Origin of the sequence: Janthinobacterium violaceinigrum, assembly GCF_009208555.1 — a bacterium.
GTDB classification, from domain to species: Bacteria; Pseudomonadota; Gammaproteobacteria; order Burkholderiales; family Burkholderiaceae_D; genus Janthinobacterium; species Janthinobacterium violaceinigrum.
In genome coordinates this window covers 173,210-188,094 of sequence record NZ_WFLI01000001.1, presented here as the reverse complement: position 1 = coordinate 188,094, position 14,885 = coordinate 173,210, and the positions used below count along the sequence as shown (strand labels likewise).

The window sequence follows — 14,885 nt, the reverse complement described above, 5'->3', positions numbered from 1 at the left end:
CGCCGGCCTACTCTTGCCCTTCCAGCCACACGTCCTCATACCCTTCCCGGTCGAGGATGAACTTGGCGCCGCTGGGCAAGGCCAGGTAGTCGAGCACCTGCGGCAGCATCTCCTGCAGGTGCTCCGCGTGCAGGGGCTGGTAAAAGCCGCTGGCGTCGTCGTGCTGGCCGCAGTGGATGAACCAGCTGATGGTGCCGTTTTCCGGCAGCTCGATGCGCGTGCCGTAGATGGGCGATTGATCGAGGCTGCCGATGGCCAGGGCCACCATGGGCTCGGGCGCCTGTGCCGGCAAGCCGAACTTGTCGCAGATGCGTTGCTGTGTTGCGCTGATCGATGCAGTCATATCGCTTTCAGGATCCGATGTAGTGGTAGTGGAGGCGCAGTGCGCCATCGTGATTGGACATTTCCAGGTGCAAGGTCGCTTCGCCCCGCTTGCCATCGGCCAGCAGCAGGCATTCCAGGCCCAGCGGTCCGGCATCGGTGGCGTACACATCGACGGCGGGACGACCGCCCTTGCCCGGCACGAAGGCCTGCTCCAGCGGCGCCAGGGACAGCGCTTCGTTGGCCGCAAAATAGCTGTCGAGCATGTCGACGATCTCGTCGGCCACGCCCGGCGACAGGCCCCAGTCGCGTTGCAGCGCAACAGGATCGCGCCGGTCCAGCGTCCGCACGAAGGCGGCGGCCTGCGCATATGCCAGCTGCCGCAGGCTGTCCGTCAAGGCCATTTCCATAGCTCACTCCTGCCTTATCCATTCAACAGGCGCCATTATAGTGCGTGCCGGCGGGCATTGGCGCTGCGTTTGCCATGATAATCGCCCACATGCACCGCGATAGTGCAGCGCAATAATCAATCGGCCTTCCGCTCATTTAAAATAGCACCATGATTATTTATCGCACCGCAATAACTTTTTATTCCACGTGACATTTGGTGAGTATCTGCGGAAGATAATCGTAAATACGCTTCATTTTCAAGTTGACGCCTATTTATTCCGGCGCTAATATCGAATGGCCATATACCATGGCATACAACGCAAGCAGTACTTAACCATCACAAGAGGATAGTACAATGCAAAACCAACCAAAATTGTTCGCATTCAAACTGGCTGAGAAACAGGAACAAAAACCGGCAGTGCCCGCCACCGCCTGGAAAGTGCGCGACGGCGTCGCCGTGGCCGGCTGCACCGCAGTCGGTACCAATGACCAGTACCGCGATTCTTCGCGCTTCCAGCCAAACGACCGCGGCCAGTATTGCTGATACTCGCGGCGCATTGACCCCGCCTGGCGCGGGGTTGCATACCATCCCATCCATTAAAACTGGCGCGAATTGCGGCGCGGCTATTGCGTGCGTGCCGGATTCATATGCGGGATATCGTATTTTTAAAATAGCCGGCCATTCGCCGATGCAGCATTGACCTGAAATAGGCATTTGAAATGCACGCCATTTTTCGGCAGCGGCTGTTAACCATCACAAGAGGATAAAAACATGCAGAAGCAAAATCAAACAAAATTGTTCGCATTCAAGCTGGCAGAAAAGAAAGAACAGGAAAAACCGGCCCTTCCTGCGCCCTGGAAGGTGCGCGACGGTGTCGCCGTGGCCGGCTGCACGGCAGTCGACAGCGAAGAGCAATACCGCTATTCGCGCATCGGTTCGAGCGACGGCGGAGAGTTTTGCTGATCTTTGCTGACCTTTGCGCCAGCTGAAAGCCTTGCCACGGCAAGGCTTTTTCATCTTCCCTTACGCAGGCTCCCTACATGCACAAAAAGGTTTTGATTATCAGCCATAGCGGCGACCTGCACGCCGACCTGGTCGAAGCCATCCTCGCCGAGCGCGGCCATGCCCCTTTCCGTATCGATCTCGACGCCTTTCCCCGCGATTATCAGCTGTGCCAGCGCCTGCTGGAGGGCCAGGCCCGCTCCCGGCTGCGCCGCCTGCCCGACGGCGACTGGCTGGACCTGCGCGCAGTAGGCGCCGTCTGGCTGCGCAAGGCCGCCGACTATGCCTATGCCAGCGCCGACCTGACGCCGCAGGAACGCGCCTATGCGCAGCTGGAAACGGAGCAAGCCATCTTCAGCGTGCTGTACACGCTCGATTGCTACTGGCTCAGCCATCCTCTGGCCCTGCGCGGCGCGCAATGGAAGGGCGAACAGCTGGAACGGGCTGCGCGCATGGGCTTTCGCGTACCCGCCACCCTGATCAGCAACGTGGCCGACGACGTGCGCGCCTTCCGCAGCGCCGTTGGCGGCTCCATCATTTTCAAGAGCATGTCCACGCCCAGCCTGGCCGCCGAGACCGTCGATGCGGCAGAGCGCATCAGCGGCGGCATCGGCACCACCATCGTCGACGACGCCATGCTGGAAAACCTCGATGCCGTCGGCGAACTGAGCTGCCAGTTCCAGGAATATATCGCCAAGCAATACGAGCTGCGGATCACCGTCATCGGCAAGCAGCTGTTTGCCGCGTGCCTGTATTCCCAGGACGATGCCCGCACGGCCGTCGATTCGCGCGACATGTCGGCCCCCATCCGCTATGAAGCGGCCGCCTTGCCCGAGGAAATACGGCAGCGCTGCCTCGATTTCGTGCACAGCTATGGCCTCGAATACGGCGCGCTGGACCTGATCGTCACGCCCCAGGGCGAATATGTTTTCCTGGAAAACAATCCTGTCGGTCAATTTTTGTACGTACAACAACTGGTGCCCGCCTTGCGCATGCTGGAATGCGTGGCCGATACCCTGATCGAAGGAGCGCTATGCCACAGCCAGACCTGAGCCTGCTCCCCCTGCGGCTGCGCGAACTGGAACAGCAACGCGACAGCCGGGCCATCGTCCTGGCCGCCTCGCACCTGGACATGGAGCTGCTGCCCGCCCTGTATGAACTGTGCCAGGGAATCGGTCCCGTGGCACGGCTCGATGTGGTATTGCACGGACGGGGCGGCATCGTCAACGCGGCGCGGCGCATCGCCATTCTGCTGCGCCAGCATGCGCGCCACCTGAGCTTTATCGTGCCCTTCCACTGCCAGTCGGCGGCCACCCTGCTGGCCCTGGGCGCGGATGACATTATCGCCGGCGACCTGGCCCTGTTCTCGCCCATCGACCCGCAGCTCGAAGGCGCGGACGGCGGCGCCTTTTCCAGCCTCGACATCAAGGTCTTCGGTGACATGGCGCAGCAATGGTTCGGCGTGGACGCAGCCGACGCGCGCCAGCAATCGCTGTCCCTACTGTGCGGCAGCATCTTCCCCCCTTCCCTGACGGCCTTTTACCGCACCACACTGGAGCTGGCGCAGATCGGCGAGGAATTGCTGGCCTGGCAATTGCCCGATGCCACACCCGAGGCGCGGCGCGCCATCGTCGCGCAGCTGGTGACGGGCTACCACTCGCATAACTATGCGCTGACGCGCGAGGAACTGGCCCGGCTGGGCCTGAACATGGCGCGCGATGCCCACGCCGAACGGCTGGGCTGGGCCATCTCGACGCAATTGCAGGCAAGCATAGGCGGCGCCCTGCGCAGCGCGCCCGAGGAACCATGGACGGATGCCCTGCTGGCCTCGCGCGACGGCGTGCAGCTGCGGCGCCAGCGTCCGGGCGGCTTCGCCCCCGTATGGAGCACGCCAGCGGAGTGCGCATGCTGACGCCGCTTTTAGCCCCCTCCTTGGCCCCCTCTTTGGCGGCCCTGCTGCCCCAGGTGGCGCGCTGCTGCATCGCCTGGCTGCTGCTGGCGGCGGGCGTGGGCAAGCTGCGCAGCTATGGCGCCTTCCGCGACAACCTGGCCACCTCGTTCGGCGTGCCGCCTGCCGCCGCGACGGTGGCGGCGCCGGCCCTGGTGGTAGCCGAGCTGCTGCTTGCCGGCTGGCTGCTGGCCGGCGGCGCGGATCTGCCCATGCTGCTGTCGCTCTTGCTGCTTAGTACGCTCACTGCCGTGCTCGCCTACCGTTACTTCACGCACAGCGTGGTGCGCTGCAGCTGCTTCGGCGAAGCGGCGCGGCCCGTCTCGCACTACGACCTGCTGCGCAACGTGCTGGTGGTCGGCATCAACGGCGCCTACTTTGCCTTTGCGCCAGGGGCGGCGCTGCCCATGGCCACCGGCGTGCTGGCCGCCGGCCTGGCGGCCATCGTGTGCGTGGCCACCATTTCCCTGCACGACATCGCCACCCTGGCAAAGGCCGACTGATGGATTCCACCACATTGCAATGGGTGCTGGCGGCGCTGGCATTTACCCTTGCCGGCAATATCTGGCTGACCCTGGCCGTGCTGCGCGCCAGCCGCCGCGAACGCATCGCGCCCGCGGCGCTGGTGCCGGGTGAACCCCTGCCTGCCGTGCAAGCCCGTCCGCTGGACGGCGGCCCCCCATTTCAACCGGGCGCGGCCGGCCAGGCCACCGTGCTGCTGTTCCTGGCCAGCCGCTGCCCGAAATGCCGGGAAAAGCTGGCCGGCGTCGAACAGCTGATGCCGCTGGCGCGCGAAGCGGGCCTGGCCCTGTGGCTGCTCAGCGAAGAGCCGCCCCGCCGCTTGCGCGCCTTCTTGCCCAGCGACAACCTGCGGGCGGCCACGGCGCGCCTTGCGCTGCGCGACTACCGGCGCGTCAATCCCCTGATGAGCTCGCCCTCGTATGTCTTTGTCAATTACCAGGGGCAGGTGGAAGCGGCCGGCCTGATCGGCGACGAAGACTGGCTGGCCCTCGTCGGGCAATTGAACGCCGAACCGGCGCAGGAGCGCGCCGCATGAGCCATCTGAACATCGCCCCCCACCTGGAACGCCTGCGCCTGCTGTATCCCGTGCGCTGGCGCATCGCCGCCGGCCTGCTGTGCATGGCCCTCACCGTGGGCGCGCAGTTGGCCTTCCCGCAAGCCATCGCCTATTTCATCGACAACGTGGCCGCCCTCACCCGGCGCGGCGTCACGCCGGGCATGGTGGCCGCCATGCTGGCCTTCAGCGTGCTGTATGCGCTGGCCTCGGCCGCGCGCTTCTACCTGCTGCAATCGGGCGGCCACATGATCGTCATGGGGGTGCGCCGGCGCCTGTTCGACGTGGTGATCAACCAGCCCATCGCCTTCTTCGACAAGCACCATGGCGGCGAGCTGAACAGCCGGCTCACGTCCGACGTGTCGGCCCTGCATGAAAGCCTGACCATCGGCGCGGCCAATGCCCTGCGCTCGCTGTGCGTGTTTGTGGGCGGCATCGCCATGCTGCTGCAGCTGTCGCCCATGCTGAGCCTGCCGCTGGCCCTCTTCATTCCCATCAGCCTGTATCTGGGCAAGCTGTCTGGCAGCAATTACCGGCTGCGCGCGCGGGCCATTTCCGCCAGCCTGGCCGCCAGCGGCAAGGTGGCGCAGGAGTATTTTGCCCATGCACGCCTGGTGCAGGCGTTCAACCAGCAGGGCGGCGCCATGGCCCGCTACGCGCAAGCCATGCGGCAATTGCTGGACGTATCCCTGGCCGGCACGCGGCTGCTGGCCGTGTTCCAGGGCGCGCAGGGACTGCTCGCCTTCGTTGCCCTGCTGACCACCCTGTGCTTCGGCGCGCACCTGATCGGCCAGGGGCGCCTGAGCGTGGGCGAGCTGACGGCCTTCGTCATCTATGCCAGCATGGTGACGGATACGGCCGGCTCCATCAGCGAATTCTGGAACACCTGGATGCGCACCATGGGATCGACCGACCGCATCTTCGACATCCTGCGCAGCCACCGCCCCGTGCCCGAGTCGGCGCCGCAGCCGCCACTGGCGGGCCATATCGCGCTGCGCGAAGTGCGTTTCGCCTACCCCGAGCGCACGCAGGTCACGGCGCTCGACGGCGTCAGCCTCACCATCCGCGCGGGCGAAAAAATCGCCCTGGTGGGCGCCTCGGGCGCGGGCAAGTCCACCATCGCCAGCCTGGTGCTGGGCCACTACCAGCCCGACGCGGGCAGCCTGCAGTTCGACGGCATCGATGCGCGCGTGCTGGGCGTGGCGCAGCTGCGCCGCCAGATGGCCGTGGTGGAGCAGGAACCGGCGCTGTTTTCCGGCAGTATCGCCGACAATATCGCGTTTGCCGTGCCGGACCGCCAGGTGACGCGCGAAGAGATGCTGGCGGCGGCGCGCCTGGCGCATGCGCACGATTTCATCACGGCCTTCCCGGACGGCTACGAGACCCTGGTGGGCGAACGGGGCGTGCAATTGTCGGGCGGACAGAAGCAGCGCATCGCCATTGCCCGCGCCATCCTGCGCGCGCCGAAAATCCTGATCCTCGACGAAGCCACCAGCGCGCTCGATGCGGCCAGCGAACAGCTGGTGCAGCGCGCCCTCGATACCCTGATGCAAGGGCGCACCACCATCATCATCGCCCACCGCTTTTCCACCATCGTGAAAGCGGACCGCATCATCGTGCTGGACAATGGCAGGATCTGCCAGCAAGGCACGCACGCCCAGCTGCTGCGCGCGGGCGGCCAGTATGCGCGGCTGATGCAGCAGCAGCTGTCGCAATTCCAGCAGTTGCATGACAGTACGGCAACGCTGTAAGCTAGGCCACGATGAAAAGAACCTGCCATGGCAGTTGCCACTGCGGCGCCGTACGCTTCGCGGCCGAGATCGACCTGGCGGCGCCCAGCCTGCGCTGCAACTGTTCCTATTGCCTGAAAATCCGCTGCTGGGCCAGCCAGGTGCCGGCCACGGCCTTCCGCCTGCTGGCCGGCGAGGCGGCCTTGAGCGAATACCGCTTCGGCGCCGGCCGCGAACGCCACTATTTTTGCCGCCACTGCGGCGTGCGCCTGTTCAGCCGCGGCGATTCCGCCCGCAGCGGTGCATTTGTCGGCATCGGCGTCAACTGCCTCGACGACATGTCGGCGGCCGCACTGGCCCGGGTACCCGTCACCTTTGTCGATGGCTTGCATGACGAGTGGAACACGCCGCCGCAGGAAACACGGCATCTGTAGGGGCGGAACGACGGCGGATATAGGAAATGCGGGGCGCCGCGCCGCGGGCCGCCAGATAAGCATGCGCACCCCGTTGTCTGGATCGGCATTCTGGGCGATAATTACGCCCATGAACGATACCACCACCTTACCCCCATTGCCCGATCGCCTGTCGATCGACCCCAGCAGCCCTTACCACGTTGCAGCCGTGTTCGAGAACGACGTCGGCATCCGCTTCAACGACAAGGAGCGTCTTGACGTGGAAGAATATTGCATCAGCGAACGCTGGATCAAGGTCGCTTCCACCAAGTCGCTGGACCGCCGCGGCCGTCCGCTGCAGATCAAGCTGAAGGGCAAAGTCGAAGCGTTTTACCGCTAAGCAACACATTCAGCCGTCATCGAGGCCGATTTTCATCGGCCTTTTTTGCGTCCGCCGCTTTTCGCTCAGGCGTGGCTGCTGACGAGCCCTGCCGCGGCCGCCATGGGCAGCCACAGCATGGCGTCCGCCTGCACCTCGTCCGGCGTCCTGCCGCCCGCGTGCGCCGCCTGCCGCGCGCACTGCGCCAGCGGCGCGCCGCCATCCAGCGCCTGCAGCCAGTCAAACTGCCATGGCTGCAGCTCCTGCATGACGATCCGGTAATGCATGCGTGAAATGGCGACAAAAGCGGGAGTCGCCTGCGGCTGGGCCGGCACGGCGTCGCCGGGCGCGGCCTGCGCCTGCTGCCAGTAGTCGCACAGGGGGAACGACAGGGCCAGCAGCCGCGCGCACGGCGCCAGACGCCATTGCTGCATCGGTCCCAGCAGCAACTCCAGGCCGGAAGGCAGCATGGGCGGCGCCAGCTTTTCCAGGCCGGGCGCCCTGCCCGCCTCGCTGCGCGCCCGTTCCAGCCGCGCCAGTTCCACGGGGAAGCGCAAGGCCTGCTGCCGTTCGCCGGCGTCACGCTGGCTGGCGGCGAGAAAATCGGCAAAGCCGCCGCCCAGGTCATACAAGGTCGCCGAGGCGGACGGGTGGCGCCAGACATAGGCGCGGGCAAAGAAGGCGAACAGTTCGTCGCCCATGACCTTGCGCAAGACGGGATAATCGGCTTGCAGGCATTCGAGCAGGCGCTGCACATAGCCATCCGCATGGATGTGCAGCGGCGCCGGCCCGCCCCTGGCCCGTTTCAGCACTTGCTCCTGCGTCAAGCCATGGCGTTCTCCGGCCAGCTGGGCGCCCCGCGCCGCGCCGCCCGGCGCCGTCATCGCCGTCAGGAACCACGCCTGCAGTTGCGCCAGCGGCACGGGGGCGTCGCCAGCTCCGTCCTCAGCTACGTCAACCTCGCCGCCGGCAGCGCTACGGTGCATGGGCCGCCTCCAGGTGAAAGCCCAGCGGCGCCGACACGGCGCCCGCAGCGCCGGCCATGGCGGACGCCGCATCGGCGATTTCTCCCCGTTCGGCCGCGCGCGCCTTGCCCAGTTCGGCCAGCAGCTGCGGGTATGGCGGGATGTCGGCATCCCATTCCAGCAGGGCCGACACGCCGCCCGTCAACTGCTGCGCCAGCGCGTACAGGCGCCACACGGCGGCCGGCACGGGCGCATCGTGGGTGTCGATCAGCACGGCGCCGCAGACGGTGGGGCCGGCCAGGTGGATCTGCACGATGTGCGCGTGCGGCAGCTGGCGGATGTAGTGGGCCGCATCATAGCCGTGGTTATGCGCGCAAACGTGGACATTGTTGACGTCCAGCAAGAGTCCGCAGCCCGTGTCTTCGGCCAGGCGGCCCAGGAATTCCCACTCCGGCATGCTGGACTGGGCAAATTCCACATAGCTGCTGGGGTTTTCCAGGACCAGGGGACGCCCCAGGAACTCCTGCACCTGGCGCACCCTGCCCGCCACGTGGCGCAGGCTGGCCTCGTCCAGCGGCAGCGGCAGCAAGTCGTGGCTGTTGAGCGAGGCGGCGCCCGTCCAGCACAGGTGGTCGGAAATCCACGCGGGCCGGATCTCCCCGGCCAGCTGGCGCAACTGGCGCAGGTAGGCAAGATTGAGCGGATCGCTGCTGCCGATCGACAGCGAGACGCCATGCATGACGATGGGCACCTGCGCCGCCACCTGCTCCAGCACATGGCGCGCATAGCCGTGGTTGTCGATGAAGTTCTCGCTGATGATCTCGAACCAGTCCACCTGCGGCCCGTGGCGCAGGATGTCCGCATAGTGCGGCGGACGCAGCCCCACGCCCAGGCCCAGGTTCGGCAGGCCCAGGCGTGGCGGCACGTCATGCATGGCGCGCGGCATCAGGTCGATGGCGGCAAGGCCAGGCGCAGGTCGGTGGGCGGCGGCGGCGCCCCCACCGGCGTGCCGCGCGCCGCCATCACCTTGCCGTAGGCTTCCCAGGCCTTGTCGTAGACATTGTCGCCCAGCGCAAAGCTCATGGTCTGTCCCAGCGCAATGCTGCGGTGGTCGGGCGCGGGACCGAAATCGTACAGAGTCATGGTGGCAGGCTCGGGCGGTTCCTTGCCCGTCGTGTTCGGATACAGCTGCGAGGCCGAAATCGGCACGGCGCAGCCGCCGAAGCCGCCGCATTTGTTGTCGCTGGGCGCGCTGTAGACCTTGTCGGGCTGCGGCGGCGGTGGCGGCACGTAGCACGGCGTGCCGGGCGACGCGGCAAGCTTGACCGAGTGGCCGCAGGACGAGCCGCCCGTGTCGGCCTGGGCAAAACCGCAGCCGCCCTGGGCATGGCAGCCGTTCGAGCCGCGGCAGGTATGGTAGACGGCCAGCGCGGCGCAGGTGGACGAGGCCTCGCCCTCCAGGTGCATGCCCTGGCAGGCGTGGTAGAGCACGCTTTTCTCGGCCAGCGGCACGCCCGTCGCCAGGTTCGGCGCCTGGCCCAGCACGGCCCAGCAGATGGCCATGCGGTCGCCCGCGCCCACCATCGACGGATACGGGAAGTCCAGGTCCTGGTTCAGCCAGTACTTGTCCAGCACGGAAGTGATGCCGTAGATGGCGCCCGTGGCGACCGTGCTCAGCATCTGCAGGGTGCCGCTGGCATCCTTCAGGCGGTTCAGGGCGCCTGCCACGGCGGCGGGCGCAGGGATATTCCTGGGCGCAGTGGCCGGGTTGTAGCGCTCGTTGGTCAGCATGGCCTCGGTCCAGCGCTGGCCCTCGCCGTGCCAGCTGGCCCAGGTTTTAACCGGCAGCATGGCCTTGACCTGGCCGAAACGCTCGTAATGGTCGAACGGCGCGCTGTCGTGGCGCGCTTGCGCGTCGCGCGATTCCGCATCCTTGCCATTGTTCGCATACGACGGATAATCGCATTTCAAGGCGGCCAGGTCTTCGCGGTAGTCGGGCTGCACGGCCATCAGGCGCCGCGCCGCGTCGCGCCGGTAGCGCCGGATGGCCGCTTCGCTGCCCTCGCCCTGGTCCGTAATGGCCGCCATCATGTCGATGGCCTTGTTGAACGAACCCGTCTGGCCGCCATCCTGGTCTTGCGGGCCGAAGCAGGTGTCGAACTTGGGAAATTCCGCCCGCGCATGGCCCTGCACCTGGCTGTTGAACATGTCCTGCTGCACCGAGCCGTTGACGAACAGCTTTTGCCACAGGGTCTGGCCATCCGCGTATTCGATGCTGATGTAGCGCGCATAGCATTCGTACATGTAGCCGATGGTGCCGAACAGGGGCAAATCCTGCACGTGCTTGCCCGGCGTCCAGCCCACGAACGGTACTTCGGGGAAATATTTCGTGTGGTTGTGCTTGTCGAACTCGGCCAGCTGGGCCCGTGCCTGCTCCTCGGGTTGCTCGATGGCGAGGAACAGGTCGCACTGGTTCGCGTTCAGCTCTTCCAGGTTGACGCGCACGTGGCGGTAGCCCGAGGTGTCCTGCAAGTCGACGATGTGCGGGATCACCGTGCACTGCGTGCCATAGCAGGTCCAGCCGTGGTCCTGCGACTGCAGCTCCGAGCCCGTGAAGCACGGCGCCGTGCCGATGGCCGTGGCCAGGTTGGCCGCCATCTGCAGATGCAGCATTTCCTGGATGAAGACGCTGAAGATGATGTTGAACGCCTTTTGCTCCTTCAGCTCGGGGCGGGCCGTGGTACCCATGCCCGGCCACTGGCGGCCCTCATAATAGGTGATGCCTTTCGAGTTGACCTGGTGCGTGCCATGGATCGAGTACATGGTGGCCATGTACAGGGGAATGGTGAACAGTTCGACGCTGACGGCCGCCTGGGCGATGGCGCGCACGGCGGCCTTGTCCGTGTCCAGCATGTCGAGGGGGCGCCTGGTGATGGCTGGCTGGGTGCTGCCTAAAACGGGCATTTTCATTCTATCTCTCCACAGGAAGGATGCGTTTCGGATATCGGGCCGGGACGCGCCATCTGCGTGCGCTGCTCACGGCACAGAAATCATACGCTTGAGAAAGATATTTTTGCGGCAAGATTTATGCGCTGGCCCAGGCATGGCGCTGCGTCAGTCCAGCCTGCCTTTCGCCATGAAAATAGCCGTCGTACGCGGCCATTCGATGACAATTGAATAGAATCGGCAAAACGCGCGCGTGTATAAGCGCGGCGCCGGCAAGCGCCGGCCCGTGGCTTGCATGATGCAAGTCAGGTGCCGGGCGGCGGCTGGAACGCGCAGAAACCGGGCCACTGGTCGCGGCTGTCGCACACTTTCAGGCAGCCTTTGTTATCCTTGAACGTGGCGACCACCTTGATGGCAAAGCCATAGATAGGCGTGGTGGCCAGGAAGGCGGACGGGCAGCTTTGCTCGTTGCTGAAGCGGAAAGTGATTTCTTCGCGGCGGCCCTTGCGCTCAAAGCCCAGCATGAAGGTTTCATTGCTGTTCCACTGCGCCTTGCCCGGCACGCGGAAGCGGTAGCGGGGGCTGCCCTGCTGCTGCCCGTCAAGTTTCTGGCCAAACACGCGGCTGCTGGCCGTGGCCGTTTCGACCTTGGCGATCGGATAGGGCACGGCAAACATATAGGTGCCGGCAAAACCCTGGTCGAAGCCGAGTCCCTTCTGGTAAAACGGCACGACGATATGCGGCGCGCCCGTGTATTCCACGGTATTGCGGGCCGTTATGCGCGACGTCAGCTTGTCATCGGGCGCTTGCCCGAAGACCACGTCCAGTTCCAGCAAGGCTTGCTGCTTGTCGATGTCTTGCGCCAGATAATCCTGGGCGAATATTTCCCCGTGCACGCAGCCGGCCAGCACAGAGGCGGCGAGGCAGCCGGCGATCAGTCTCGGTATGCTCATGGCTGTTCCCCCTCGGGCGGCACGGAACTGAGGCCCAGGCCCGTCACTTGCCAGTCGTTCTTGCCCAGTGTCCATTGAAATTGCTGGCCGAACCAGGCCAGTTCCAGTTCGCGCTGGATGCGGTTCGAATCCGTGCGGCCCTGGCGCGCCTTGATGGCGGCGCCCGCCTGTTCGCCAGCGACCTGCGACAAGGGCTTCAGCCACCGTTGATAGGTGTCGGGCGGCAAGGCCAGCACGCCTGCCACGCCATCGTCGCGCGTGGCGACGACGACCTCCACGCTGGTCGCCCTGCGGACCAGATAGGCGCCGCGCCGGCTGTCGGGCGAGACGGAGACCAGCATGGCGGGCGCGTAATCGCCCGTGACGATGCCCGGCATGTCAAACCACAGCAGTTCGCCCGAGTCCGTGTCGAGCGCGCGACCGTCGCGGGCAAACAGCAGTATTTCGCTGCGGCCCGGCTGCGGCACGCCCCATTCGGGGTCGCGCTCCGTGCGCACCATGTCGTCGCGCCGCAAAGGACTGACGGGACGCATCAGCGGTACGCCGTTCTGCACGCCGATCAGGATGGTCCCCTGTCCCGTATAGCCCTTGGTAAACGCCAGCAGCATGGGCTGGCCATCGCGCGTGGCCTTGAGGGGCCGCACTTCCACCACTTCGCGTGCGCCGCCGGGCCAATAGCCGTGCTTGCGGAAAGACAAGTTGACGAGCGGGTCGTGGCGGTCGCGCGTGACGACAAAGTCGCCATATTGCTTCATCACGGGCACGTATGGTGTTTGCGCCTGGGCGGCGGGCAAGACGGCGGCAAGCAAGCCGGCAGCGGCCGCCAGGCGGCGTAAAGGTAGCAACAGAGGTAGAAACGGCATGGCATCCTGCAAGGGTCGCGCAAGGCGAAGGAAACGCATCATAGACGATTCCTCGTCAGCAACACTGTCCGATAGGAAACATCAGCGGCGCTGAATTTCGATCAGTTCGATCTCGAACAGCTTGGGCCACAGTTTGCCCGTGACAAACAAACGCTTGCCGCGCGCATCCCAGGCGATGCCGTTGAGCACGGCGTCGGGATTGGCCGTGCCCCGCTGCTCGGGCGGCAGCAAGCCCGTCAGGTCTATCCAGCCCACGACCTTGCCGCTGGCCGGGTCGATGCGGGCGATCACGTCCGCGCCCCATACGTTGGCAAACAGTTCGCCGTCGACCATTTCCAGCTCATTCAGGCGGTCGATGGGACGGCCCTCGGCCTTCACCTCGATGCGGCGCACCTCGGCCATGGTTTTCGGATTGAGCACGCGGATGGCGGACGTGCCATCGCTCATGTAGACGAAATGACCATCGCTGGCCAGGCCCCAGCCTTCGCCCTGGTAGCTGAATTTGCGCTTGAGCTTGAACGTCTTCAGGTCGAACACATAACCGGTCTGCGAAATCCACGTCAGGCCCAGGATCTCGTCGCCCACGTCCGTGATGCCTTCGCCGAACACATTCTTGTCCAGCATGCTTTTCTGCAGCACCTTGCCCGTCGTCAATTCCACCTTGCGCAAGGAAGACTGGCCGTTCTGGCCCGTGCTTTCATACAGATGGCCATCCTTGAACAGCAAGCCCTGCGTGAAGGCCTGGGGATCGTGCGGATAGGTATTCTTGACGAAATAGCCATACACGGGAAGCGCGGCCTGGGCGTAGCCCATTTCGCTCATCAGGCCCACGGTGCATAACAATCCCAGCAGCAGCGAGCCGGCGGTGCGTTTGATTTTGGCGGTAACCTTGGCGTTGACGTTGATGTTCATCTGGTGGGGCGGAAGTTGGCGAGCGCCTATTGTAAACGTGCCGCGTCCGCCATGCGCGCCCTGACGAGGTCCAGCCAGGCGCGCCCCGCGAACGACAGCCGCCCGCCGCGGCGCCAGGCCAGCATCAGATTCCATTCCACGGGCGGCCCGGCCAGGGGAATGACGGCAAACTGCGATTGTTCCAGGGTGTCGCAATACATCTTCGGCAGCAGGCAGATGCCCACGCCCAAGCGCACCAGCGAGGCAATGAAATCCCACTGGCCGCTGCGGCCCGTGATGCGCGGCACGAAGCCGGCCCGCTGGCAGGCATCCTGCACGATGTCGTTCAGGGCAAACGCGGCGCCATAGAAAATGAAGGGGCTGTCGGCCAGCTCGGCCAGGGCCACGGAGGAACGGCCCTGCCACGGCGAGCCGGGCGCGGCCAGCAGGCACAGGGGCGAGCGCACGAGGGGCAAGGCTTCGAAATCCTGCCAGGTGGCCGCATTGCCCGGATAGTCGAGCATGGTGCCCAGTTCCACCGTGCCCGTGCGCAAGTCGCGCTCGATGGCCTGCGTGCCGCTCTCGTACATTTTCAGCTCGATGCCCGGATAGCGCTGGTGGTATTCGGCCAGCCATGGCGCCAGGGTGGAATGCGTCTGCGGCGACACGCCCACGCGCAGCTCGCCCCGCTCCAGCTGCTGCAGGTCGCGCAATTCCACCTTCAGTTCCGCATGCAAGGCCAGCAATTCATGCGCACGCGACAGCACCACCTTGCCCGCGTCCGTCAGGGTAAAGCGCTTGCCCGCGCGGTCCAGCAAGGCCAGGTCCAGCGACTGTTCCAGCTGGGCGATCATCTTGCTCACGGTCGGCTGCGTCACGTGCAGCCTGGCGGCCGCGCGCGTAAAACTGTTTTGCTCGACCACTTCGACGAAGTAGCGCAAGGAGCGGATATCCATGATGCATTCCAATATCGAATGATGATCATGAGTTTAAGTCATTTTATCTTTTGATGTCGGGTCCCTACAATGA

General features: G+C 65.2%; 18 protein-coding genes. 9 read left to right on the top strand and 9 right to left on the bottom strand.

Annotated features, from left to right (window positions below):
* Window positions 1-7 precede the first annotated feature (7 nt).
* Both GCN75_RS00955 and GCN75_RS00950 read right to left on the bottom strand, forming a co-directional pair.
* Entirely contained in the window at window positions 8-343 is a 336-nt protein-coding gene (locus tag GCN75_RS00955) for an immunity protein Imm33 domain-containing protein (protein WP_152280933.1), read from the bottom strand.
* 7 nt (window positions 344-350) lie between these two features.
* A complete protein-coding gene (locus GCN75_RS00950) occupies window positions 351-731 on the bottom strand; it encodes a hypothetical protein (protein ID WP_152280932.1) in 381 nt (126 codons plus the stop codon).
* A 335-nt stretch (window positions 732-1,066) separates the two neighbouring features.
* Between GCN75_RS00950 and GCN75_RS00945 the strand changes: the two genes are divergently transcribed.
* The 9 genes from GCN75_RS00945 to GCN75_RS00905 all read left to right on the top strand — a co-directional run bounded on the left by GCN75_RS00945 (window position 1,067) and on the right by GCN75_RS00905 (window position 7,259).
* Window positions 1,067-1,255 (top strand): hypothetical protein, encoded by a 189-nt coding sequence (locus GCN75_RS00945; protein WP_152280931.1) that lies wholly within the window; start codon window positions 1,067-1,069, stop codon window positions 1,253-1,255.
* Window positions 1,256-1,483: 228 nt separating this feature from the next.
* Window positions 1,484-1,675, top strand: a complete 192-nt coding sequence (locus GCN75_RS00940; protein ID WP_152280930.1) for a hypothetical protein — start codon at window positions 1,484-1,486, stop codon at window positions 1,673-1,675.
* 77 nt (window positions 1,676-1,752) lie between these two features.
* Window positions 1,753-2,766 carry an ATP-grasp domain-containing protein gene (locus tag GCN75_RS00935; protein WP_152280929.1) on the top strand — a complete coding sequence of 338 codons (1,014 nt, stop codon included), beginning with the start codon at window positions 1,753-1,755 and terminating at the stop codon, window positions 2,764-2,766.
* Window positions 2,748-3,626, top strand: a complete 879-nt coding sequence (locus GCN75_RS00930; protein ID WP_152280928.1) for an SDH family Clp fold serine proteinase — start codon at window positions 2,748-2,750, stop codon at window positions 3,624-3,626. Before GCN75_RS00935 ends, GCN75_RS00930 begins: the two co-directional genes overlap by 19 nt.
* A gap of 20 nt (window positions 3,627-3,646) precedes the next feature.
* Window positions 3,647-4,165 carry a MauE/DoxX family redox-associated membrane protein gene (locus GCN75_RS00925; RefSeq protein ID WP_152280927.1) on the top strand — a complete coding sequence of 173 codons (519 nt, stop codon included), beginning with the start codon at window positions 3,647-3,649 and terminating at the stop codon, window positions 4,163-4,165.
* Window positions 4,165-4,719: a TlpA family protein disulfide reductase gene (locus tag GCN75_RS00920; protein WP_152280926.1), complete on the top strand. Its 555-nt coding sequence runs from the start codon at window positions 4,165-4,167 to the stop codon at window positions 4,717-4,719. The genes GCN75_RS00925 and GCN75_RS00920 overlap by 1 nt, the downstream gene beginning before the upstream one ends.
* Window positions 4,716-6,488, top strand: a complete 1,773-nt coding sequence (locus tag GCN75_RS00915; protein ID WP_152280925.1) for an ABC transporter ATP-binding protein — start codon at window positions 4,716-4,718, stop codon at window positions 6,486-6,488. Before GCN75_RS00920 ends, GCN75_RS00915 begins: the two co-directional genes overlap by 4 nt.
* 11 nt (window positions 6,489-6,499) lie before the next feature.
* Entirely contained in the window at window positions 6,500-6,901 is a 402-nt protein-coding gene (locus GCN75_RS00910) for a GFA family protein (protein WP_152280924.1), read from the top strand.
* 109 nt (window positions 6,902-7,010) lie between these two features.
* Window positions 7,011-7,259 (top strand): DUF3297 family protein, encoded by a 249-nt coding sequence (locus GCN75_RS00905; protein WP_010398340.1) that lies wholly within the window; start codon window positions 7,011-7,013, stop codon window positions 7,257-7,259.
* A gap of 65 nt (window positions 7,260-7,324) precedes the next feature.
* On the opposite strand, the gene GCN75_RS00900 is transcribed toward GCN75_RS00905, so the two are convergent.
* From GCN75_RS00900 to GCN75_RS00870, 7 genes are all read right to left on the bottom strand, one after another.
* Window positions 7,325-8,224, bottom strand: a complete 900-nt coding sequence (locus GCN75_RS00900) for an HvfC/BufC N-terminal domain-containing protein (protein ID WP_193317334.1) — start codon at window positions 8,222-8,224, stop codon at window positions 7,325-7,327.
* Window positions 8,214-9,137, bottom strand: coding sequence for an MNIO family bufferin maturase (gene bufB / locus GCN75_RS00895; protein ID WP_152280922.1), 924 nt, complete (start codon window positions 9,135-9,137; stop codon window positions 8,214-8,216). The genes GCN75_RS00900 and bufB overlap by 11 nt, the downstream gene beginning before the upstream one ends.
* Window positions 9,138-9,148: 11 nt before the next feature.
* A complete protein-coding gene (locus tag GCN75_RS00890) occupies window positions 9,149-11,173 on the bottom strand; it encodes a ferritin-like domain-containing protein (protein ID WP_152280921.1) in 2,025 nt (674 codons plus the stop codon).
* 281 nt (window positions 11,174-11,454) lie between these two features.
* The gene (locus GCN75_RS00885; protein WP_152280920.1) at window positions 11,455-12,102 is read right to left on the bottom strand and encodes a hypothetical protein; all 648 of its coding nucleotides are present in this window, start codon (window positions 12,100-12,102) and stop codon (window positions 11,455-11,457) included.
* Window positions 12,099-12,965 carry a hypothetical protein gene (locus GCN75_RS00880; protein ID WP_152280919.1) on the bottom strand — a complete coding sequence of 289 codons (867 nt, stop codon included), beginning with the start codon at window positions 12,963-12,965 and terminating at the stop codon, window positions 12,099-12,101. Before GCN75_RS00880 ends, GCN75_RS00885 begins: the two co-directional genes overlap by 4 nt.
* Before the next feature lie 81 nt (window positions 12,966-13,046).
* Window positions 13,047-13,877, bottom strand: a complete 831-nt coding sequence (locus GCN75_RS00875) for a glutaminyl-peptide cyclotransferase (protein WP_152280918.1) — start codon at window positions 13,875-13,877, stop codon at window positions 13,047-13,049.
* Between the two features lie 26 nt (window positions 13,878-13,903).
* The gene (locus GCN75_RS00870; protein ID WP_152280917.1) at window positions 13,904-14,812 is read right to left on the bottom strand and encodes a LysR family transcriptional regulator; all 909 of its coding nucleotides are present in this window, start codon (window positions 14,810-14,812) and stop codon (window positions 13,904-13,906) included.
* Between the last annotated feature and the right edge of the window lie 73 nt (window positions 14,813-14,885).